The organism is Olsenella sp. AGMB03486 (genome assembly GCF_040884255.1).
Lineage (GTDB): Bacteria > Actinomycetota > Coriobacteriia > Coriobacteriales > Atopobiaceae > Olsenella_L > Olsenella_L kribbiana.
In genome coordinates this window covers 1-21,621 of sequence record NZ_JBEVTM010000030.1, presented here as the reverse complement: position 1 = coordinate 21,621, position 21,621 = coordinate 1, and the positions used below count along the sequence as shown (strand labels likewise).

Below are 21,621 nucleotides of genomic sequence, written 5' to 3'. Positions count from 1 at the left end.
AAGCAGAAATATCGGCAAAGGCACAGGAAATGCCCCAGGATGAAGACGCCAGGCTCTTCAGGCTGAGCACCTCGAGACACGAAGATGCGGACAACCGTGAATATGCTGACTATTCGTACGCCCGGGAGACGTTCAACAGGTTTCTGGCAAACAGGGGAGCAGCTATTGCGGTGCTCATTATCGCAATAATCGTTCTGCTGGCAATCATCTGTCCCATGCTGAGCCCTTATACGTATTATGACGTCGACTCATCGCAAGCAAACCTGCCGCCGCGTGTGCCTGGGCTTGAGCAGGTGGGCATCTTTGATGGCACCCGCAACGGCGTAGACTGCTACGCGGCGCAGGGCGTGCCTGATGCTTACCACTTCTTCGGCACAGACAGCCTGGGCAGAGACATCTGGACCCGCGTGTGGTGTGGTACCCGCATCAGCCTCGCAATAGCCCTGGTTGCAGTTGTGGTAGATGTCGTAATAGGTGTGGTCTACGGCCTGATCAGCGGATATTTTGGAGGAAAAGCCGATATCGTCATGCAGCGCATCACAGAGATCCTGAGCTCGATTCCCCAGCTCGTTATCGTGACGCTCATGATCGTCGTGCTCCAGCCGGGGCTTGGCAATATCGTGATCGCCCTGTTCATCACCGGCTGGATCGATATGAGCCGCATCGTCCGTGCGCAGGTCCTGAAGCTGAAGAATCAGGAGTTTGTTCTGGCAGCCCGTACACTGGGCGTCAAGCCGAAAGACATCATCTTCAAGGAGATCCTTCCCAACACGCTTGCGCAGATTGTCGTGACCTTCATGTTCAGCATCCCGAATGCGATCTTCCTGGAGGCTTTCCTGGCCTTTGTCGGCCTCGGTGTCCCTGCTCCGACTGCATCTCTCGGCACCCTCATAAACGATGGCTACAAGGCAGCCACGATATTTCCCTACCAGGTCGTCGCGCCTGTCGTCGTGCTTGCTGTCCTGATGCTCGGGTTCAACCTCTTCGGAGATGGCCTGCGCGATGCAATAGATCCAGAAAGGTCGTAAGGATATGGATGGAAGACGTAGCCGGATTGTGCGGATGCGCAATCTTAAGGTATCCTTCAAGACCGCCAATGGATGCGTGCATGCGGTACGCGGCGTGAATCTCGATGTATACCACGGCGAGACCGTGGCGATCGTAGGCGAGTCAGGCTCGGGCAAGTCTGTCACGGTGAAGCAGATCATGGGCATCAGGTCCCACAACGAGATCGTCGAAGACGGCACGATCGAATTCACCTATAAAGACAAGGAAGGCACTCCGAAGACGGTCGATCTCATGAAGCTCTCGGACAGGGAGCTCACGCAGCTCAAGGGAAGCCATATCGCTATGGTCTTCCAGGATCCTCTGACCTCCCTCGATCCGACAATGACGATAGAGCGGCAGCTTGCAGAGAGCCTGATTCTGCATACCGATCTGCGCGGAGAGGCGCTGCATGCGCGCTGTATCGAACTTCTCGATATGGTGGGCATCACCGATATCGAGGCCAGGCTCAAGAGCTATCCTCATCAGCTATCAGGAGGCATGAGGCAGCGAGTAGTCATAGCGATCGCGCTTTCCTGCAATCCGGATCTGCTTATCTGCGACGAACCCACGACGGCTCTCGACGTGACCATCCAGGCACGTATTCTCGAGCTCATATTGGAGGTCCAGCGAAAGCTCGGCATCGCCGTGATCTTCATCACCCACAATCTGGGCGTCGTTGCCAAGGTCGCGGACTTCGTCAATGTCATGTATGCAGGCAAGATTGTGGAGGCAGGGACAGCTGAAGAGGTGTTCTTCGATCCGCGCCATCCCTATACCTGGGGCCTGCTTTCAAGCATGCCGTCGGTCAATGCGGACCGCTCTTCCCGTCTCTATACCATCAAAGGCAATCCTCCCAACATGCTCAACGAGATCACGGGCGATGCCTTTGCGCCCCGCAATCCCTTTGCTCTCGACATCGACTTCGTAAAAGAGCCTCCGGCTTTTCCGGTAAGCGAGACTCACTGGGCAGCCACCTGGCTGCTCGATCCGCGCGCTCCACATGTGGAGATGCCCCAGCAGCTCCGCGAGCGTATCGCGGCAATGAAGGAAGAAGGGGAGGAGGTCCAGGCATGAAAGATGGAGCTGAAGCTCAGCCTCTTCTCGAGGTGCGCGACCTCAAGCAGCATTTTCCGATTCCAGGCGGCAATGTTGTCAAAGCGGTCGATGACATTTCCTTCTCCATCTATCCCGGAGAGACCTTTGGCCTGGTAGGGGAGTCGGGCTCGGGCAAGTCGACGACAGGGCGTGCCGTCATCAGGCTCGATGACATCACCTCGGGAACCATCAGGTTCGAAGGAATGGATATCTCGGGAAAGCTTTCCGATGATACCGAGAGAAGGCTCAGAAGCGACATGTCCATGGTCTTCCAGGACCCCATGGCATCGCTCAACCCCTACCATAAGGTCATCGACACCATAGCGACAGGCCTCGATGCGCACTGTCCGCATATGGACCGCCACGAGCGGGCGGAGAAGGTCTACCAGATGATGGATCGCGTTGGCCTTTCCCGGTCGCAGGCAAACCGGTATCCCAGCCAGTTTTCAGGCGGCCAGCGCCAGCGCGTAGGTCTGGCTCGTGCCCTCATCATGAATCCCAAGCTCCTGATTGCAGACGAAGCCATCTCGGCGTTGGATGTCTCGATTCAGGCACAGGTAGTGAATCTCATGAAGGACATTCAGCAGGAAACCGGCACTGCCTATCTGTTCATTGCCCATGATTTGTCCATGGTCCGATATATATCACAGCACATAGCGGTGATGCACCTCGGGCACATTGTGGAACAGGGGGCAACAGACAAGATCTTCGGAAATCCGATCCATCCCTACACCAAGTCTCTGATATCGGCAATCCCCCGGCTCAACCCTCGCCTGGAGAGGAATCGGAAACCTCTGGTCTATAGCAGAGAAGCTCTTGGTATAGAGTATGAGAAGGGCTCATACCATAACGTAGAGGAAGACCATTCTGTCCTTGCTACTGATGAAGAATTTGATTCTTGGACAGACTGAGCCTGAGCAGCTAGGGGGGGGAGATGTAACCGTGCCTGCAGAGAGAAGCGCACTTCGGCAGAAGCGTCATACGTTTGACTCGAACACCAATGGTTTGCTCTATCTCCAGCTCGAAACCGAACTCAAGCAGGCTATTCTGGATGGGAAATACGGGGTGGGGGAGCGCATACCGACCGAGCAGGAACTCTGCCAAAGCTTTGGAATGAGCCGCATTACGGTCAGAAGGGCTGTGCAGGATCTGGTTGAAGAAGGTCTTCTCAGCAAGGTGCAGGGACGCGGCACCTTCGTCGCGGTGCCAAAGCATGTCCTGGGAAGCACGGAATCGCTTGGTCGTGGCTTTGGCGGGCTCGAGCCGGGAGATCGCGGCATGCATCGGCTGGTTCTCGAGAAGAGCACCGAGCGTGCTGACAAGGATCTGGCGGCGATCCTCAGGGTACAGGAAGGTGAAGAGATCTTCTTCATCAGGCGCCTGATCATTGAAGAGGACTATCCCATGGCGATAGACAACCTGTTCGTGCCTTCTGCCATGTTCCCTGGCCTGCCAGATCTCCTTCTGGACGATGTGTCTTTCTACCATCTCATTGATGAGCATTACCGCTACGGGTTCGGCGACGAAAGCCTGACGCTCGATGCGTCCACCGCACGGGGAGATGAAGGCCAGCTCCTCCAATATCCGACCGGCTCCCCGCTCTTCATCCTGAGGAAGAGCATGGCCTGTGCCGATGGCAGGATCCTCCACTACTCCAAGAGCATCATCAGGGCAGACCGCGTCTCATACCATTTCGACGTCAACCGCGATGGACGCATCATCAACCGCGGCAAGGATTTTGCATTGACGGTAGATGATGCGGAGCGCCAGGACCGCAAGTCCTGAGCGCCGGCGGCAATGGCACCCCGCTTGCCCAGATCCTGTCGTCCTGGCACCCCTGCCATGGAGCAGGCATATCTGTTCCCCCATGCTGCTTCCATCCTGGCTGCACTCTGCCACTACGGTGCTTCGCATTGAGGAAGGCCTGGACAGTCCGGCACCGTCTGCCTGCAGAAACCGGCGGCCGGCATGAAGACAGATGTCCGGATGTGCAAATACCTTTACTATGTAAGGGTCCATCCGCACGGAAAGGCATTTTCGTCCCATGTCCGAACAGACTGATCCCACCTCATCGTTTCCTCTGTACATGCAGGTCCTTGCACGAATACAGTACGATATCGACAGCGGCGCCTATGGCGTCGGCGAATCCATTCCTTCGGAGTCCGAGCTTGAGGAGCGCTTCTTGGTAAGCCGCATCACCATACGCCGTGCCGTGCAGGAGCTTGTCGACGCGGGATATCTCATAAAGCGGCCAGGCAAAGGCACGTTCGTGCGCGACAAGAGCAGCCATCTGCATCTCCTGAAATCCCTGCGCGACATAGAGACGAAGAGCTTCACGGAGGCCTGCGAGGAAGCGGGCTATGAGGCGGGCACGATCGAGCTTGGCTGCAGGGTGGCAGAGCCCACCGAAGAGGACCGCGCATTCTTTGAGCTCATCCCTGACGAGCGCATCATCTCTCTCAAGCGTGTTCATACTGCCAATGGCATCCCTGTCATGGCGAACTTCACGAGGCTTCCGGAAAGCCAATTCGCGTATCTCGAAGAGGAAGACCTGAAGGACAGGTCGCTCTATGAATCGATCCGCCTGCACAAGGGATGCACGCCGAAGCTCGATGGCAGATGCATCCTCAGCTCGGAAAGCGCCTTCGGCAAGCTTGCCGAGTATCTGAATGTTCCAGAAGGGGAGCCGCTGTTCCGTCTGGACGGCCGCTATGTTGATGATGACGGAAGGCCTCTCATGACGGAAAAGCAGATCATGGTCGGATCGAGGTATTCCATAGCGCTCTGACACGCTCTGGCCCAAGACGGAGATTCTGGAGGCTGCTTCGGCACATCCTGAGGCGGCCTCTTCTTTTATGGTCAAACTGACTATAACGTTATATAACGGTTGAGACAAAATAATGACCTTTCACGGAAATAAGATAGACAAAATATGCCATTAATCTCGATAGTGTAAGGGGCAGGGAAGACATATCCCCTGCCTTGCCGGTCCCCGAGGGGAATGGAGGAACCATGCCAGATATCGTGCTGGCCCGCATCGACAACAGGCTTGTCCATGGCCAGGTGGGCAATTCGTGGGTTGGAGCCTGCGGTGCGAATCTCGTCGTAGTCGTGGATGACGACGTGGCGGAAGACCCTGTCCAGAAATCCATCATGAAGATGACGACCGATGCTGCAGGCATCGGCATCAGATTCTTCACGGTGCAGAAGACCATAGATGTCATAGGCAAGGCAAGCCCACGGCAGCACATCTTCATTGTCACCAAGACGCCGCAGACGATGCGCGCTCTTATTGATGGCGGGGTGCCGATCTCGTCGGTGAATGTAGGCAATATGCACCATCAGGAAGGCAAGCGTGAGTACAAAGAGCCTCACGTGTATGTCGATGACCAGGATCTCGCCGACTTCGAAGAGATGAAGTCGCATGGCGTAGAGGTATACATCCAGATTCTTCCCAACAACCGGAAGATCGGGCTCTAGCGGAAGGAGGGCTTGACTGGCAGCAAAGTTCTTGCTGGAAGAAATGTCCAAGAATCAGGAAGGAAAAAGCAGGTATGGAGATCACGCTTATACAAGGGCTGCTTCTTGCGCTTGTCGGCTTCGTCTGCGGGTGTGACCAGATTTTCGAAGCTTTCTATTGGTTCAGGCCGCTTGTCGTATCTTTCTTCGCCGGCATCGTGCTGGGCAATGTGGAGCTGGGCGTTGCATGCGGCGCTGTTGGCGAGCTTGCCTATCTGGGGCTTCTGACCGTCGGCGGGACGGTGCCTCCCGATCCGCTCATGGCGGGCATGATGACGGTCGTGATTGCGTATACGACCGGGCAGTCTCCGGATGCAGCTATCGGCCTATCGCTTCCCTTTGCGCTTCTTGCGCAGTGGGTCGGAATCATCTTCAATACCGTGTATGTCTCTGTCGCCCATAAATGCGACGAATATGCCAAGAACACCGATGTCGCTGGCTTCAACCGCATCATCCCCCTTGCCATCTTCATCAAGGCAGGCGTCGTAGCCCTGATGGTCTTCCTCTGCGCCTTCGCTCTCCAGGGCCCCATCCAGATTTTCGTCAACGCCTTCCCCGAGTGGCTGATCCACGGATTCGAGATTGCGGGAGGCATGCTCCCTGCTGTCGGTCTCGGACTGCTTCTCATGGTCATGCTCAAGTCCCGCAATGTCGCCTATCTCTTCCTTGGCTTCATCATGGCGACCTTCCTCGATATGCCCAACGTCCTTCCTATCGCTATCGCAGCTGCTGCCCTTGCATATATCAACTACAAGCATGAGAAGGCTACCGATGACGCCGTTGCGGCAGTGAAAGCATCTGCAGCTACCTTTGATGGAGATGATCCTGATGGCATCTAATGAAATGTCCGCCTCTCTCAACGGCGGCGTGGCTGGCGAGGCTGCACCGAAGCTCACCAAGAAAGACCTCCACAGGCTGGGAATCCGTTCGATTGCCGAGCAGGCAGGCTTCAGCTTCGAGCGCATGCAGGCGCCGGGATTCACCTGGTCGATGCTTCCCTGCTTCGAGAAGCTCTATCCGGACTCCAAGAAGGATATGTCGGAGTTCATGACCTACAACATGGAGTTCATGAACACCGAGATGCACATGGCAACGTTTTTGATGGGGCTCGAGCTCTCCATGGAGGAGCGGCATACGGACCGCAATCTCATCGCCGGCATCCGCAACGGCCTCTTCGGACCTCTGGCAGGCCTGGGCGATGCCATCTTCTGGTTCACCGTGCTACCGATCTCTGCAGGCATCTGCTGTTCGCTTGCGCAGGACGGATCTGTCCTTGGCCCTATCCTCTATATTGCCATCTGGTTCTTCATGGCCATCTCGCGTATCTGGTTTGCCGAAGCCGGCTACAACGTCGGATCCAGGCTCATCGAGAACATCGGCACGACGACCAAGTACCTTACCGAGGCTGCAGGAATACTCGGCATGATGGTGGTTGGCGGCCTCATTCCTTCGTATGTCTCGGTTGCCTTCAGCGATGACCTCGTCTTCGGCGTCGGCAGCACGACAGTGCAGAGCGTCTTCGACAACATCATGCCCAACGTGCTTCCGCTCGCGCTCGTGTTCCTGGTCTTCTGGCTCTTCAAGAAGAAGGCAAATGTCCTTGCGATCATCCTGGGCATCATCGCCTTCGGCATCCTCATGTCGTTCCTTGGCTGGATGTAGGCCCTGAAGACCGTCCTGCATAAATGCTTTCCGGGAGCCGCTTCCTGCTTCCGGAAAGCCAGCAGGCTGGCCTCGGCCAGATGGGTCGAAGCATCTGTCCGACAAGCCTGCCGGCAACCATCATTCGATGAAAGACAGAGGTGTTTGACATATATGGTTTCTTTCGATGAGCAGAAGCTCCTTGCCGCGTCCGAGCGCATCTATGGCAGAAGGGGCGAGATCGAAGCGATGGCAGACGATGCGTGCAGCCATGGCATCTCGAACATCCTTTTTTCCTCCTCGGGCGGATCCCAGGCAATGCTCGATCCATTCGCATATCTGATCAGAGCCTACAGCGGCCTGCCGGTGCGTTCTGTGCTTTCGGCAGAGCTGGTGCTGACGGGATGCAGCATGCTCGACAGCAAAACGCTTGCCATCATGTCGAGCAAGTCTGGCGATACGCCGGAGACGGTCGCAGCGGCACGCTGGCTCAAGGAGCGGGGATGCTGCATCTTTTCCATTGTGGGAAAGCCGGAATCTCCTCTTGAGGAGCTGTCTGACTATTGCTTTGTCTATGGGGAGGGAAGGCCGCAGGAGCTTGTCGCCTATATCTTCCTGGGGCGTATCCTCCAGAAGCTTGGCAGCTTTGACCGATACGATGCTTTTGCCGATGAGCTTTCATCTCTTGGCCCTGCTCTCAATTCGGTGCGCAGGCAGTTCGATGACAGGGCAATCGAGTACTGCAGGCTCTATCACGCTGAGCCGTATCACATCTGGGTGGCTTCGGGCGACCTCTGGCCGGTGTGCTACGCGTATGCCATGTGCGTGCTGGAAGAAAGCCAATGGATACGGACGAAGTCGGTTTCGAGCCCCGAGTTCTTCCATGGCACGTTCGAGCTGCTCGAGTCAGGAGTTCCGCTGACGCTGCTTGTGGGCGAGGGGCCCTGCCGCCCGCTCGATGAGCGCGTCAAGCGCTTTGCGCAGACATATACGGACAAGCTGACCGTCATAGATGCCGCCACATTCGAGCTGCCGGGAATCTCCGACGAGTTTCGTCCCCTTCTTGGCCCTGTCATCATGAATGCGGCTCTCCAGCGCATCTCCAAGAACATGGAGCACGTGACGGGACACCCTCTCGATTACCGCCGCTACTACCGCAAGGTGGAATACTGATGCAGGTCATAGGCGTAGGAGACAACGTATTCGATGTGTATGAAAATCTCGGCGTGGCCTATCCTGGCGGCAATGCCGTGAACTGTGCCGTCAGCGCAGCCCGTCTCGGGGCTGAAGCTTCGTACTGTGGTGCCATAGCTGATGATTCCTGGGGCAAAGCGATGCAGGCCAGCCTCAGGTCCGAATCGGTGGATCTCTCGCTCTGCTGTACCATCAAAGGCGGCACGACAAAGCTTGTGCGCCAGGAGCGTCATGACGGGGAGCGCTTCTTCCTCGGTGTGGATGAGGGGGATGCTTGGGCGCCCTTTCCGGAGCTCGATGCAGCCGCCCTGGCACGGCTCAGAGGGGCCGATGTCCTTCTTTCGAGCTGCAATGGCAAGGTCGAAAGCCAGCTGGGGCTCCTTGATGGCCATGAGGGGCTGCTCTGCTTCGATTTCGGCGAGAAGGAAAAATACCGCACAGAGGAATACTTCGGCAAGGTCCTTCCGCATATCGACCTTGCACAGTTCTCCATGTCTGGAGCAGACGATTTTGAAATCAGGGAGTTTCTTGATGCCTGGCCGTTTGCCGAACAGGGCATCTCTGTGCTCGTGACTCGAGGAACCGCCGCTCCGCTATTCTTCTTCCAAGGCAAGGAGGTCCGGGGCGTCCCTGCAGATGACCGGGCGGCTGACACCATGGGGGCAGGGGATTCCTTCGTGGCTGCTCTTGCCTTCTGCCTGAGCAGGCGGGGCTGGCGCCATGGGCAGACTCCTGGCACTGTTGCCGAAATCGCGGACGCCCTCGCTGAGGCGGGCAGGCATGCTGCGTGCATGTGCCAGTGCGATGGGGGATTCGGTCATCCCTATCGGTGGAAGCGTACGGTCCGCGCTGTCATCTTCGATCTGGATGGCGTCCTCGTCGAAAGCGAACCCTATTATGTGCAGCAGCTGATCGAGATCGCTGCCCGTCATGGAAAGACCTTCTCCGAAGAACAGATCGACTCGATCTACGGAAGCTCCGATGAGCATCAGCTGAATCTTCTCCGCGGGGTTACAGGAGAGGACAGGACTTCGATTGAGCGCGAATACAACGAGAGCCTCTATGAACAGCCGCTCGACTACGGCAAGGTAGCAATTCCAGGCGCTGAGGAGCTGCTTGCCTATCTGCACGACAGCAAGGTCCGTGTAGCCGTGGCATCTTCAAGCCACCTTGCCGACATCAGGCGGGCACTGGACCAATGCGGCTTTGCCAGATATGTGGACGTTGTCGCTTCGGGGTTCGATGAATGCCATGCCTCGAAGCCCGACCCAGCTGTCTACAATCTTGCCCTCGAGCGTCTTGGTGCGTCTCCGGAAGAGACTCTCATCGTCGAGGACTCGACGTATGGCATACAGGCAGGAGTGGCAGCCGGCGCAGATGTCTTGTGCCTGCGGAAGCAACATGGCCATGCAGACCGCACCGGAGCACTTCTCGAATTCGATTCCCATGACGAGATTCTCAGATATCTGGATGCCGTGCTGCATCCATCAGACAGAACTCTATAGAGGAGGTTTCCATGACAGAAGAGAAGGCCAAGCCGACAATGCTCACCTATATCGAGAGCACGCCGGACCAGCTGAAAGACAATATCGCCAATCGCGGCGATCTGGTGGGCGAGCTGGCCAGGGTATACGTGGAGGGAGGCTATGAGCGCGTCTTCATAGTCGCGTGCGGATCGAGCTCGAATGCCTCCCAGTGCGCCAAGCCATTCATGGTGAAGTATCTGGGCCATGATGTGCAGATCGTGCCTCCGGAGACATTCTGCTGCTATGAGCATGTTCTGGGACCCACTGATTTCGTGTTCGCGATTTCGCAGACTGGCTGCTCGACCAATACCATAGCTGCTCTCGACAAGCTCCGCGAGCTCGGCAGGCCTTCCATTGGCCTGACCGGCAATCTGGACTCGGATTTCAAGGAGCATGCAAGCATCCTGGTCGACTATGGAGTGGGAAAGGAGGACGTCAGCTACGTGACCCGCGGCGTCTCGACGCTCGCCCTTTTCCTCATGCTTTTTGCACTGGAAGCATCGCATGACAAGGGGCTGATAGATGACAGGGAATATGCGGATGTCGTCTCGGAGCTTGAGAAAGCACCCGATCGCCACCGCATCATGCAGAAGAATGCCCATGCCTTCTATGAGAGCCACAAAGCTGTGCTGACCTCGATGGATGTCGTCTATTCCTGCGGATTTGCCCAGGGCTATGGTCTGGCGTGCGAGTCGGCGCTCAAGATGGGAGAGACCATCAAGGTTCCAAGCTTCGCCTATGAGGCAGAGGAATACATCCATGGGCCGAATCTCCAGATCACGCCCAACTATACATTCTTCTTCTACGATGACCTTGGTGTTTCAGGTGACCGTCTTCGTACCATCTGGCGTGCGACGCGCTCGGTCAGCAATGAAGCATACTGCATCACTGACAGCAGAGAGATCGACGACGAGCATGCGGTCCGTGTGCCATTCGATGACATCCATGAGCCGATGCTGGAGCCCATCTATGTGCTTCCTGTCTGCCAGATCATCGCATACAGAGCTTCGACTGATCTCGATTCATGGGACAATCACCCCATGTTCTCGGAGTTCTCCAAGATTGCCGTGACGAAGACGGCTTCGATTTCGCACGTGATGCCTTACTGATGGCAAGCTTCTGGGGGAAGAACATGATAGGCTTCATTCTTACCGGGCACGGCGGATTTGCAGGCGGGCTCTATAGCTCTATCAAGATGATTGCTGGAGAGCAGGATGAGCTTTCCGTGGTAGAGTTTCACGACGACGAGACGGCATCTGAATTTCCTCAGCGGCTGCGTTCTGTGATAAGCGGATATGCCGAAAGCGACGACGAAGTCATCGTGTTCTGCGACCTGCAGGGAGGCACACCCTTCAATCAGGCAATGATGGCTTCTGCGGCTTTGCCGAATGTCAGCGTTGTTGCGGGGGTCAATCTGCCTTGCATGGTCACTGCGGCACTCAGCAGGCCTGAGGCGGAGAATGCCGAGAGCCTCATAGAGGAAAGCCTGGCGGCAGGCCGCACGGGCCTTGTCCACTCAGTCCTTTCTGTCTCTTCGGAGGATGAATCTAGCCAAGAGGAAGGAATCTGACAGGCTGCTCGTGCACAGGGCTGCTTTCATCCTGAAGGGCGGCAAGCATGCAGATGAGGCCGGCTGCTTGGCAGCCGGCCTCAACCCATGCTGTGCCATGATGGGGGACAGCCGCTTCTGGTCAATCTGCCTGTGCAGCAGATGAAGGGCTGCTATGCATGGCTTCTCAGAGCTCGAAATAGTCGTTTTCCATCGCCTGAAGCCTGCGCTCGAATTCCTGCATGATGGGGATGCCGGCGCTGCAGCCAATGCGAGTGGCTCCGGCCCGTACCAGATCGAGGAAGGTGTCAGCATCGCGTATGCCGCCTGCCGCCTTGACCTGCACCACATCGCCGACATGGGCTTTCATGAGGCGAACATCTTCGACAGTCGCCCCTGAGGCGCCGAAGCCTGTTGAGGTCTTGACGAAGGTGGGCCCGACTTCCTTCGCGATTCCGCACAGGGCAATCTTCTCCTCGTCAGTGAGGTAGCAGTTCTCGAATATGACTTTGGAGATGAGTCCGGCGTCCTTGCATATCGAGACGATCTGCTTCATTTCCTCTCTGATATAGTCCCAGTCGTGTGCCTTTGCCCGCGTCAGATTGATGACATAGTCGATCTCGGTAGCTCCGTTCGCGATAGCGTCCTGGGTCTCGAATTCTTTGGCGGCAATGGATGTCTGGCCGAGCGGGAAAGAGATGGCTGCACCGATATGCACATCGCTGCCGGCAAGCTCTTGCGCACAGAGCCTGGACTGGACTTGGTTCACGGCTACCATGCGGAAATGGTACTGGCGCGCCTCGGCACAGAGGCGCCGCATATCATCATCGGTCGCATACGGCTTGAGATTTGTGTGATCGACCATCTGGGCAAGGTCATCAAGGGTATATCGGGCCATCCGGACTCCTTCCATCGAAGTAATATGTATATACATAATTATATATTGATTAGTAGATTGTCAATAGATAATCGTTGGCATGCTGACGAACGTGTGCTAAATGCCGAATCTGCATGACATTTGGGTATTATGTCAGGGATGAAGAGATATCAATCGATTGCTCCATGGGCAGCGATAGCGAGGATGTGCCGAAAGCATTGCTGCCACATCGGCAACGGGGCCCAACGATTGATGTTCTTGCCGCTGCAGGAGGAAGCCTATGGCACTGTATGAAGACATCAGCAACGATCTGCTGGCTAAGATAAAGGATGGCACCTATCAGGAAGGCCAGCGCATTCCTTCTGAGCAGGAGCTTGCTCAGGCGTATGGAGTAAGCCGTCCGACGGTCCGCCAGGCACTGCAGCCCCTGGTGGATGATGGCTATCTCGACCGGCGGCGCAGGAGGGGGACCGTTGTCTGCCGCCCGAAAGTGCGCCAGCACTTTACGGCAGGGCTGATGAGCTTCTCTGATGATATGCGCCTGGCAGGCAACAGCACACGTACGGTAGTGATCATCTTCAAGCGCGAAAAGGCTCAGGAGTCTGTTGCAGAGGCGCTCCATATTAGACCTGGTGACGAAGTATACAAGCTTGTCCGTCTGCGGTATGTAGAGGATGCAGCCAATGTCTTCGTGGAGACATACCTCCCTTGTGCCCAGCTGCCCGATCTCGATGATATCGACTTTGCGAATGCAAGCCTGTATCAGACGCTTGCAGAGTGTGGCTCTGCCGTCGTATCGGCTCACAGACGTTTTGAGGCTGTGAGCGCGGACGGAGCGCTTGCAACACTGCTCGATGTTGCGGTAGGCGACCCGATGCTTCTCTTCTATACGGTCGGCAGCACGAAGAGCGGAGTGCCGGTCGAGTATTCGAAGGCTGTCTACCGTGGCGAAGGTAATGTCTTCGAAGTCGATGTCGCCAAGAGATAGATGGTTTTCTGCCATTCAATGCTATTCATCTTGGATGAAGCGGGCTGCTGAGAAAGAGGGAGACGGTATGCCAAGCGAGTGTATAGAGAGTTGACTGGCGAGCAGTGCGGCAAGCTGCGGCATGCCGGAAAATCGAAGAGATGCATCACTGCCGGGATGTACTGCAGCGGATTAGGGACAGATTGCGCCAATGGGTGACTCTGCATAAAACTAGAGCGGAACCGCTGGGCGGCCCCGCTCTTGCAAAACCCGAAGGTTTTTACACGTGACTACTTTATACCCGCTGGGACACCCATATGTCAACGAGCTTCCAGATGAATTCGAAATACGACACAAAGGCATTGGCGTCGTCATCATTCCCAAAACGTTCTCGATTTGCTTCAAAGGACTCTCTGAGCCGAGCAAACCGCATGGCATGTCGTTCGATTGTGGAGTCTCTTGTACAGAAGGCAGAAAGAGACCAGAGGAGGGCGGCAATCTGGGCTACGCGCAGGTTGCGCAGCTTCGTGCGCCTTGATCTGCTGTTATGAATACCATGGTCATTGAGAGAATTTGTGATAAGGAGATTTGGCGCGTAACCTGCCCTCTCTCCAGCCGTAGTGAGACCGTTCGCGATGCAGCTGTCGTGCGCGCAGGCATTTCTCAGCGCCTTAACGCTCTTGAGCACATAGTGCTCCTGACGCATGGTTTCATCGTCCCAGCGATCAGCACAAAAGAGGTAGAAGTTTGTGAATGGTCCAAATTCAAGTGCCTCGAGCAATACCCAGACGGGCATATCGTCCAGATAGTGGGCGATGAGATCACCGGAGTAGATATCATGCCGTTTGCCCTCCGAGGCACGGGCTCTGAGGGCTCCCAGAAGATGATTTCGCTCGTTATGGCTCAGCTGTGCGGCAAAACTGGAAACGATGGCATATCCATCTTCATGTCTTTCCTCGCAGAGACGCAATACACGCATCTTGGAAAAGTGCTCCACGTCTATGCAGGCAAGAAGGAATACCTCACGCATCTCACGATCAATCCTGGAGAGCGTAACGAGATCGGCAAAGTCAAGATTCACATATTCACCGATGTGTGCGCCCCCAGTTTGACGGGAAAACAGAACCCGGTAGCTCCGGGTGCGGAGATAGTTATTTGCTTCGGCAAGATAGCGTGCCGCTTCACTCTCATCGATAAGCTTGAATGTGACGCCCTGTGACTTGAGATGAGAGATTTGCTGTGTGACTGTGAGAGCAGGCTTCATGTGACCGTTTATTTGTCCAGTCTCATCGGATGAGCTGCTCTTGTCTGGCTGATTGTCAGGAGATGCCGTGTTGCATAAGCGATTTTCCTGCTCTTTGGCCCTGTACATTTGCTGCGATCGATAAAGGTCATTCCAGTGGAAGGCAGAAGAGCAAAGGGCGTCGATAAGTTCCTGCGAACTGATGCCGAGCAGGATAAGCAGCTTGCCCCAGACCAGAAAGAGAACGGCTTCGGTGTGAATGTAGAGGTCTTTGCCTGAAAGAGTTTCACTATTAGCCAGGCGGTCATTCTGGGACATAGGCGTTTCTTGCATCACGGTGGTCAGATTCGAACCTTTGCCTATCCGGAACAATATGGCTGGAGTATGGCTCCAGCTCATCGAGCATCTGGTGAGCAAGAGTCTTTGCTGGGGTGAAGTTTGCGGACCTGAGCTTGTGACATGCCCATTTGCGTACGTGACTGTCGCTTATGTCTCTTTTTACGGTGGCAAGGCGCCTGTTGAACTTTTCTGGAGGCAGTTCTTCCAGATTGTGGCCGACACGTGAAAGGGCTTCAAATGCACTGGCGGCTGCAATGAACTTAGAGTCTAGATAGATGCTGTGCTCGCTGGCAAGCATGCCGAGCATGATATCGGCAGCGCGGCCAGCATCATCTGGGAGGGAAAACCAGTTCTGAGCCATTGTCTGAAGTCTATCCTTTACATTGGGATAGTGAAAGGGCATTTGCTGGATTGCCTGTTTGGGGAGGGATGTGCGGCTTGCTTCTACGAAAGGAATGTAGGCCCTGATTGGACCTTTGACATCAGGAGATATAAGCGAAATTGAGCGGATTTCAGCCCGAAAACCCATGAAGAGGGAAAGTAGATCCCTTGCAGGCGCAATCTGCTCGTCGATTGCTTCCGAGAGCTTCGGCAGGTTACCTTTGAAGCGAAATATGAGACGATAGTCGCTCGTGAGAGAAGCTGTCTTGAGCGGTAACTCTCCGCCGCCCTCGGTGATTACGGGCCTTAAGCAGACATCTGCAGTCTTGTTTGCGTACAGGGGCAGGTCTTCCAACGCTTTAGATGAGGCGGATATCTCGGTGTCATGCCACCTATTGTTCTCATAACGTATGGATTCTTGTATGGGATTATGCTGGCACCACTCGAATAACCCATCGATGGCTACAGTCGCCTGCTCTATTAAAGGATCTTGCTCAAAGAAACAGCTCCGTGAGACGATGGCTTGTTGCGCATGCCAGTTCTCATAGGCGAATCCGGGATAGCTGACGCCCTGGCTGCCAAAAGCATCTACCAAGGTGATGTGATCGTAGTTTTGTGCCAAACCATATAAGCGTGCGCATTCACGATGGCTGCCGATTAGTATACCTTGGTCCTCATTTAACGAAATCGAGCCAAGTGGGATTTCGAGATTTACCCCTTTCTTCGTATCGAATGACCCCAGCCCTACTACTCCACTGTGTACAAAATCACCCTTCGGATCATCAAGCCAGAGGGCGGATGGAAACTTTTGGTTCTCTATGGAAATCACTCCTCGGCTCTGAGGGACTGAATGTTTTGAGAATGACGTTGAGAAGCATTCAGCGATTGCGTTCTCGATTTTACCCTTCATTGTGCACACGTTATTGACGACCGTGCCGGCCTAGCTCGAGACCAGGGATATATTCCTTGAAAGCTGCGGCAAGTCGTACCGGCTATCGTAGCAAGCTCATTGAGCTTGGCAGGCCTGATGGCGATAGCGCCGCGGCGTCCAAGAGGAGGGATTTAATGACGTATACGCCGCGGGTCTGAAAGAGACGTGTTAAACCCCTGCAGGCAGGTATCTGTTGAGCTTGAATCTACGACAAGCATATTTCAAGGCTGTCTGCAGCATCAGAAATTGGGAAGGACCAGGCATGTCCTTTTATATGCTTCTCCATATGGATGCTTCTCTATGCCCTATACTGCAGGCACAAGCTGAAACTCAAGGAGGCCATCTATGGAAAAGCTGGCTCCATCCTCATGCATTGCGGGCCGCATGTTCAGCTTCGAGCGCATCGTGCCCAGCGCTGGCAACACCGGAGATATGGTTCTCTGCAGGGATGCCGAAGGCATAGAATATGCAGCTGCGCTCGATGAATGGAGGGCAGGGGCCGCCGTGCCGCCGTCCTGTTCTGCACAGGTGACACATCTGAGCTCGACCAGGGAAAAGATTGCCCTCTTCCGGTCTCTTTTCAGGGGCAGGGAAAGTGCTTATGCCACGGGCTACATGAAAAAGGATGGAAAGATCGGCTATGGCCCGGTCTGTGCAAACCTCTGGAAGCCAGGTGTCTGCCGCAAAGGGAGGATGAATAGGGCCTGCGATGGGTGTCCTGGCAGGAAGCTGGTACCACTGGATGACAAAGCCCTCATACGTCACTTCAGGGGAAAGGATGCACGCTTCCGCGATGTCGCCGGGCTCTATCCCATGACAGAGAAGAGCGGGTGCTTCCTGCTTGTGGCAGACTTCGACGATGAGGGATGGCAGGAAGCTGCATCTGCTTACCGCACCTCCTGCATGAGCATGGGTCTTTCCTGTTCGGTGGAACGCTCACGTTCCGGCGCAGGCGCGCATGTCTGGATCTTCTTCGAGGAGGAGCTTCCTGCCGCCAAGGCACGCCAGCTTGGCACCCTGATACTGGACGATGCAAGAAGGCGCTGCTCCCATATCGGCTTTGCCTCATATGACCGGCTGTTCCCGACGCAGGATACGCTCTCCAAGGATGGACTGGGCAATCTGATCGCGCTGCCCCTCCAGGGTGCGGCTGTCGTACAGGGAAACAGCGTCTTTGTGGACGAGAGCTTCTGTCCCTATCCAGATCAATGGGCCTATCTTTTCTGCGTGAAACAGGCAAGCGCAGAAGACGTGGAACAGCTTCTCCAGAAGCAGACAGAAAGTTCTCGTCTGCCTTCTTCCGGCAGCATCTCTTGCGGCCTTCCGCTCTCTGGCGGGAGCCTGTCTGGAAAAGAGATAGAAGTGCATCTCAAGGGCATGGTCGAGATTTCACGTGCATGCCTTCCGCAGCCTGTGGTGGCAGATCTGGAACGCATGGCGGCCCTCGCCAATCCGGAATTCTTCATCAAGCAGCGCATGCATGAAAGAATCTGGAATACGCCCAGATTCCTGTGGTTCGGAGCAGAAGATGACAAGACGGTTTCGCTTCCAAGAGGATGCCTTGCCGAGGCAATCGGATATCTCAAGCTTCAGGGAGCCAAGCCTGTACTTGTAGATGAGCGCCAGAAGAGAAGGGCGCTGCATGTCTGTTTCAGGGGCGAGCTCCGTCCCGGACAGAATGAGGCATTCGCGGCACTCAAGGAGCACGAAGACGGCATGCTCGTCGCCCCGACCGCCTTCGGCAAGACTGTCATCGCCTCTCGCCTCATTGCAGAGAGGGGTGTCAGCACGCTGGTGCTTGTGCCGGCTAGCCCGCTTCTCGAACAATGGAAGGCAAGCCTCGATGCCTTCCTCGAAATCAGGGATACGCCGGATGTGCTGCTGACGCCGACCGGCAGGAAGAGGAAGCACCAGCCGGATACAGTCGGCCTGATCGGTGGCGGAAGGCTTCTTCCCAGCGGCTTGGTGGATATCGCCCTTGTACAGTCCCTGACCGAAAAGGGCGAAGTCAAAGGAGACCGGCAGATCCGCAGCCTTGTCAGGAACTACGGGATGATCGTTGTCGACGAGGCGCAGCACGTCCCGGCAAGCAGCCTGATAGAGGTGCTCAAGCAGTCGAATGCCACCTATCTCTTGGGCCTTACGGCAACACCCAAAAGGCAGGACCGTCTGGACAAAGCGATAACATTCTTCATGGGGCCCGTCCGCTATACAGCAAGCGTAAAGGAGCAGATGGCAGGGCAGGGAATGGCAAGAAGGCTTGTGCCCCGCTTTACGGGCGTGCAGCCTCCGGAAAGAACCGCTCCTGCCGATTGGCAGGGAATCCTGAAGTATCTGGGTGCCCACGAGGGACGCAATGCCCTTATCGTGGATGACGTCTGCAAGGCAGCAGAAGCAGGGAGATGCCCTCTTGTGCTCACGCGCCTCGTGGACCATGCAGAACGGCTTTCAGATGCGCTGGAAAAGAGGCTCGGGCCTCATAGCGTCAGGGTCTTCATGCTTGTCGGGGCAGACGATGCAAAGACACGGAAGCGCAAGCTCCTGGAGCTTGCACGCCTGCCGCAGGATGCACAGTTCTGCATTGTGGCAACAGATAAATACCTTGGAGAAGGATTCGATGAGCCGAGGCTCGATGCGCTCTTCCTGGCAGCACCCATCTCTTGGAGCGGGCTTGTGACGCAGGACGTGGGACGCATCCACCGCACCCATGAGGGCAAGCATGAGGTTGAGGTGCATGACTATGTGGATGAGGCGATTCCGCTCTGCTGCAGGCAATGGAAATCCCGCCTCAAGACCTATGCGAAGCTGGGATATACGCTGGCTGAGGCCCATGACGGCACACCGGCAGGACATATTGTCCAAGCTGCCGAAAGCAGGAAGCTCATGGCAGAAGATATAGGTGCGGCGAGATCGAGCCTCTTCATCGCCTCTGGATGGCTGCAGAAGAAGGCCTGCACGGCGCTCTATCCCTTGCTGGAAGATGCGCGTCACCGGGGCGTGAAGGTGTCAGTACAGGTAAGCGAGGCGGCAGCAGAAAGCAACGGGGATATTCTCGAGCGTTTCAGAACGCTCGGAATCGGGGTGATATGCAGCAGCCAGAAGCCTGCCCACGCTCTGGTCTGCGACGGCAGCCTTGTCTGGTTTGGTGGCATCTCTCCGCTGGCATTTCCTGAAAAGGACGACTGCAGCATCCGCCTTACTAACGCTGAGCTGGCTGCCGAGCTTGAGGGAAGGGCCTCGCCATGACGCAGAGAGCATGCCTTCGGTTCTTTTCATGCTGGATGGGTGCATGTGCTCATATCTTATTTTACTCAAGTATACTTTAGTAATGTATATTTGAGTAAAATAGCCCATGGAAGGAGAAGCCATGTTCGTCGGACGGAGCCAGGAGCTTTCCGTGCTTGAAGAAGCCTATGCCACCGGGACATTCCAGATGGTGGTCGTGTATGGGCGCAGACGCGTGGGAAAGTCGACGCTTCTCCGCAGGTTTGCTGACGGCAAGCCAGATGTCCGATTCTTCCAGGCACGCGAGACCAGCGCCGCCGAAAATCTCCGGGCTCTGAGTGCTGCGGTTCTCGGGCATGATGAGGCCGATCGGATGCAGCCAGCATATCCTACTTTCGAGGCAGCCCTCGAGAACGTTTTCAGATATGCGGAAGGCAGCCGGCTCATCTTTGTTATCGATGAATATCCCTATCTTGCGCAATCCTATCCAGGCATCTCCTCGCTGCTGCAGAACCTGATCGATCGCTGCAAGGGTTCCTCCCGCATGATGCTGGTGCTCTGCGGGTCGTCCATGAGCTTCATGGAACATCAGGTTCTCGGCAGCAAGAGTCCGCTCTATGGCAGGCGCACAGCACAGCTGAAGGTGAAGCCATTCGATGCTTTCGATTCTGCAGCGATGCTTGCGCCTGCAGATGCACTCCGCTCTGTCGAGCTCTATTCGCTTGTCGGCGGCGTGCCGCTGTATCTCGAGCAGCTCGATGGATCGAAATCGACTGAATGGAATCTCGCCAACCGCATTCTTGGCCTGAGCCGCTATCTGTACGCCGAACCGGAGAACTATCTTTCACAGGAGGTGCGGACTCCGGCTCTCTATAATGCCGTGATCTCTGCTGTTGCCAGAGGCTGTACGCGATCGGTGGACATCCAGAATGATGCTGGGCTCTCCTCGTCTGCGACGGCAGGCTATCTCAAGTCTCTCGAAGAGCTCGGTGTGATAGAACGGATAGCCCCGGTAGGCGATGCCAACAGGAAGCATGCCCGATACAGGATCTGCGACTGGCTCTTCCTGTCGCATTTCTCGCTTGTGGCGCGCTATGCGCAGCTGGTCGAGCGCGGCATGGAACAGCAAGCAGCTGAAAGGATCGTGCAGCAGGATCTGAGCACGTATGTGGGGCATGTGTTCGAGGATGTAAGCAGGCAATGGCTCATGAGGCAGATATCGTCGGGAAACGTGCCCGTGCTTCCTCTTGAGGTTGGCAGATGGTGGGGAACAGATTCTCGGCGTCACGAGACGGTGGATGTAGATGTCGCAGCAATCGGGCTGGACGGCGAGGTCATTGCTGGGGAATGCAAATGGGAGACGAGGCCGGTCACATCGGATGTGCTCGGCACTCTTGCAGGCCGGGCAGAACTGGTCCGCAGGCAAGCGTCCCGCGTGCTGCTCTTTCTTTTCTCAAAGTCGGGTTTTACTGATGAATGCAGGGAAGACGCGCGCCGTCGGGGCAATGTCCGTCTCGTGACGGCAGACGAGATGTTTGAGAGGCAGTGACATCGTGCTGCATGTCCTTCAGGGCGGAGGAAAGCAGGGCGTCCATCTCTGATGCGTCGCACGGAAAAGCATTGCCACTCAGGGCGAAAAACGATATCGAAAGGGGGAAAACGATAACGGAATAGGTGGAAAATATATAACGTGCAGCTCAGACGGGCAGTGCAGAAGCAGAAGAGCTATTACTATGCCGGATGTCGCCGGGAGCTATATTCCGAGACCTGCTTTGGAGATTTCCGGTACCAGATGGTGCGGCAAGACCTGGCGTGCGCTCATACATGCCAAGAGCGTGAGCTATTTCGATGAGAATCCTGCTGTTGCTGATCCGGTGATGCTGCGGAGGAGGCAGATGCCTCGCTGCAAATTGCGTGTTTCGTAAGGTTTCTGTAAGTATTCAGACCATCTAACATTATGAGGATTGCTGAAAAGATGGCGCGGGTGGTCACAGAATGAGGCGCCAAAGAATCCAACAAGCCGGTGAAACATACCCTCATTATGTATGTGAAAACCACCCTTTCTATATGCACTCATACAGCTTATC

Annotated in this window: 18 protein-coding genes and 1 pseudogene; 16 read left to right on the top strand and 3 right to left on the bottom strand. The window is 55.7% G+C overall.

Annotation, left to right across the window (positions count from 1 at the left end):
* The 13 genes and pseudogenes from opp3C to ABVS03_RS10760 form a co-directional block, all read left to right on the top strand.
* A partial coding sequence (gene opp3C / locus ABVS03_RS10820; RefSeq protein ID WP_368019116.1) for an oligopeptide ABC transporter permease occupies positions 1 to 1,028 on the top strand: 1,028 nt, incomplete at its 5' end.
* A 4-nt stretch (positions 1,029 to 1,032) separates the two neighbouring features.
* A complete protein-coding gene (locus tag ABVS03_RS10815) occupies positions 1,033 to 2,121 on the top strand; it encodes an ABC transporter ATP-binding protein (RefSeq protein ID WP_368019115.1) in 1,089 nt (362 codons plus the stop codon).
* Complete coding sequence (locus ABVS03_RS10810; protein WP_368019114.1) at positions 2,118 to 3,053, top strand: ABC transporter ATP-binding protein; 936 nt, start codon at positions 2,118 to 2,120, stop codon at positions 3,051 to 3,053. The genes ABVS03_RS10815 and ABVS03_RS10810 overlap by 4 nt, the downstream gene beginning before the upstream one ends.
* A pseudogene (locus tag ABVS03_RS10805) lies at positions 3,025 to 3,285 on the top strand (GntR family transcriptional regulator); the annotation flags it as partial. The gene ABVS03_RS10810 and the pseudogene ABVS03_RS10805, both read left to right, overlap by 29 nt.
* Before the next feature lie 135 nt (positions 3,286 to 3,420).
* Entirely contained in the window at positions 3,421 to 3,927 is a 507-nt protein-coding gene (locus tag ABVS03_RS10800) for a GntR family transcriptional regulator (protein ID WP_368019117.1), read from the top strand.
* 259 nt (positions 3,928 to 4,186) lie between these two features.
* Positions 4,187 to 4,930, top strand: a complete 744-nt coding sequence (locus tag ABVS03_RS10795) for a GntR family transcriptional regulator (RefSeq protein WP_368019113.1) — start codon at positions 4,187 to 4,189, stop codon at positions 4,928 to 4,930.
* Between the two features lie 224 nt (positions 4,931 to 5,154).
* The gene (gene agaB, locus ABVS03_RS10790) at positions 5,155 to 5,622 is read left to right on the top strand and encodes a PTS galactosamine transporter subunit IIB (protein WP_368019112.1); all 468 of its coding nucleotides are present in this window, start codon (positions 5,155 to 5,157) and stop codon (positions 5,620 to 5,622) included.
* Between the two features lie 74 nt (positions 5,623 to 5,696).
* Positions 5,697 to 6,500, top strand: coding sequence for a PTS mannose/fructose/sorbose/N-acetylgalactosamine transporter subunit IIC (locus tag ABVS03_RS10785; RefSeq protein WP_368019111.1), 804 nt, complete (start codon positions 5,697 to 5,699; stop codon positions 6,498 to 6,500).
* Entirely contained in the window at positions 6,490 to 7,323 is an 834-nt protein-coding gene (locus ABVS03_RS10780) for a PTS system mannose/fructose/sorbose family transporter subunit IID (RefSeq protein ID WP_368019110.1), read from the top strand. Before ABVS03_RS10785 ends, ABVS03_RS10780 begins: the two co-directional genes overlap by 11 nt.
* Positions 7,324 to 7,476: 153 nt before the next feature.
* Positions 7,477 to 8,475, top strand: coding sequence for an SIS domain-containing protein (locus ABVS03_RS10775; protein WP_368019109.1), 999 nt, complete (start codon positions 7,477 to 7,479; stop codon positions 8,473 to 8,475).
* Positions 8,475 to 10,001 carry a PfkB family carbohydrate kinase gene (locus ABVS03_RS10770; protein ID WP_368019108.1) on the top strand — a complete coding sequence of 509 codons (1,527 nt, stop codon included), beginning with the start codon at positions 8,475 to 8,477 and terminating at the stop codon, positions 9,999 to 10,001. Before ABVS03_RS10775 ends, ABVS03_RS10770 begins: the two co-directional genes overlap by 1 nt.
* A gap of 11 nt (positions 10,002 to 10,012) precedes the next feature.
* Positions 10,013 to 11,131, top strand: a complete 1,119-nt coding sequence (locus tag ABVS03_RS10765) for an SIS domain-containing protein (protein WP_368019107.1) — start codon at positions 10,013 to 10,015, stop codon at positions 11,129 to 11,131.
* Complete coding sequence (locus ABVS03_RS10760; RefSeq protein ID WP_368019106.1) at positions 11,131 to 11,592, top strand: PTS sugar transporter subunit IIA; 462 nt, start codon at positions 11,131 to 11,133, stop codon at positions 11,590 to 11,592. Before ABVS03_RS10765 ends, ABVS03_RS10760 begins: the two co-directional genes overlap by 1 nt.
* A 166-nt stretch (positions 11,593 to 11,758) precedes the next feature.
* On the opposite strand, the gene deoC is transcribed toward ABVS03_RS10760, so the two are convergent.
* Positions 11,759 to 12,469, bottom strand: a complete 711-nt coding sequence (deoC, locus tag ABVS03_RS10755) for a deoxyribose-phosphate aldolase (RefSeq protein ID WP_368019105.1) — start codon at positions 12,467 to 12,469, stop codon at positions 11,759 to 11,761.
* Positions 12,470 to 12,728: 259 nt separating this feature from the next.
* Between deoC and ABVS03_RS10750 the strand changes: the two genes are divergently transcribed.
* The gene (locus ABVS03_RS10750; protein WP_368019104.1) at positions 12,729 to 13,436 is read left to right on the top strand and encodes a GntR family transcriptional regulator; all 708 of its coding nucleotides are present in this window, start codon (positions 12,729 to 12,731) and stop codon (positions 13,434 to 13,436) included.
* Between the two features lie 274 nt (positions 13,437 to 13,710).
* On the opposite strand, the gene ABVS03_RS10745 is transcribed toward ABVS03_RS10750, so the two are convergent.
* Together ABVS03_RS10745 and ABVS03_RS10740 are read right to left on the bottom strand one after the other, a co-directional pair.
* Positions 13,711 to 14,976, bottom strand: a complete 1,266-nt coding sequence (locus ABVS03_RS10745) for an Abi family protein (protein WP_368019103.1) — start codon at positions 14,974 to 14,976, stop codon at positions 13,711 to 13,713.
* Positions 14,963 to 16,207, bottom strand: coding sequence for a hypothetical protein (locus ABVS03_RS10740; RefSeq protein ID WP_368019102.1), 1,245 nt, complete (start codon positions 16,205 to 16,207; stop codon positions 14,963 to 14,965). The genes ABVS03_RS10745 and ABVS03_RS10740 overlap by 14 nt, the downstream gene beginning before the upstream one ends.
* A 447-nt stretch (positions 16,208 to 16,654) precedes the next feature.
* Between ABVS03_RS10740 and ABVS03_RS10735 the strand changes: the two genes are divergently transcribed.
* Positions 16,655 to 19,555, top strand: a complete 2,901-nt coding sequence (locus tag ABVS03_RS10735; RefSeq protein ID WP_368019101.1) for a DEAD/DEAH box helicase family protein — start codon at positions 16,655 to 16,657, stop codon at positions 19,553 to 19,555.
* Between the two features lie 121 nt (positions 19,556 to 19,676).
* The gene (locus ABVS03_RS10730; protein WP_368019100.1) at positions 19,677 to 21,083 is read left to right on the top strand and encodes an ATP-binding protein; all 1,407 of its coding nucleotides are present in this window, start codon (positions 19,677 to 19,679) and stop codon (positions 21,081 to 21,083) included.
* Positions 21,084 to 21,621 lie beyond the last annotated feature (538 nt).

What these genes read in the sequence shown, in the direction of transcription:
- ABVS03_RS10815 (WP_368019115.1), top strand. Translation starts at nt 1,033, where the DNA reads ATGGATGGAAGACGTAGCCGGATTGTGCGGATGCGCAATCTTAAGGTA.
- ABVS03_RS10810 (WP_368019114.1), top strand. Translation starts at nt 2,118, where the DNA reads ATGAAAGATGGAGCTGAAGCTCAGCCTCTTCTCGAGGTGCGCGACCTC.
- ABVS03_RS10800 (WP_368019117.1), top strand. Translation starts at nt 3,421, where the DNA reads ATGCATCGGCTGGTTCTCGAGAAGAGCACCGAGCGTGCTGACAAGGAT.
- ABVS03_RS10795 (WP_368019113.1), top strand. Translation starts at nt 4,187, where the DNA reads ATGTCCGAACAGACTGATCCCACCTCATCGTTTCCTCTGTACATGCAG.
- agaB (WP_368019112.1), top strand. Translation starts at nt 5,155, where the DNA reads ATGCCAGATATCGTGCTGGCCCGCATCGACAACAGGCTTGTCCATGGC.
- ABVS03_RS10785 (WP_368019111.1), top strand. Translation starts at nt 5,697, where the DNA reads ATGGAGATCACGCTTATACAAGGGCTGCTTCTTGCGCTTGTCGGCTTC.
- ABVS03_RS10780 (WP_368019110.1), top strand. Translation starts at nt 6,490, where the DNA reads ATGGCATCTAATGAAATGTCCGCCTCTCTCAACGGCGGCGTGGCTGGC.
- ABVS03_RS10775 (WP_368019109.1), top strand. Translation starts at nt 7,477, where the DNA reads ATGGTTTCTTTCGATGAGCAGAAGCTCCTTGCCGCGTCCGAGCGCATC.
- ABVS03_RS10770 (WP_368019108.1), top strand. Translation starts at nt 8,475, where the DNA reads ATGCAGGTCATAGGCGTAGGAGACAACGTATTCGATGTGTATGAAAAT.
- ABVS03_RS10765 (WP_368019107.1), top strand. Translation starts at nt 10,013, where the DNA reads ATGACAGAAGAGAAGGCCAAGCCGACAATGCTCACCTATATCGAGAGC.
- ABVS03_RS10760 (WP_368019106.1), top strand. Translation starts at nt 11,131, where the DNA reads ATGGCAAGCTTCTGGGGGAAGAACATGATAGGCTTCATTCTTACCGGG.
- deoC (WP_368019105.1), bottom strand. Translation starts at nt 12,469, where the DNA reads ATGGCCCGATATACCCTTGATGACCTTGCCCAGATGGTCGATCACACA.
- ABVS03_RS10750 (WP_368019104.1), top strand. Translation starts at nt 12,729, where the DNA reads ATGGCACTGTATGAAGACATCAGCAACGATCTGCTGGCTAAGATAAAG.
- ABVS03_RS10745 (WP_368019103.1), bottom strand. Translation starts at nt 14,976, where the DNA reads ATGTCCCAGAATGACCGCCTGGCTAATAGTGAAACTCTTTCAGGCAAA.
- ABVS03_RS10735 (WP_368019101.1), top strand. Translation starts at nt 16,655, where the DNA reads ATGGAAAAGCTGGCTCCATCCTCATGCATTGCGGGCCGCATGTTCAGC.
- ABVS03_RS10730 (WP_368019100.1), top strand. Translation starts at nt 19,677, where the DNA reads ATGTTCGTCGGACGGAGCCAGGAGCTTTCCGTGCTTGAAGAAGCCTAT.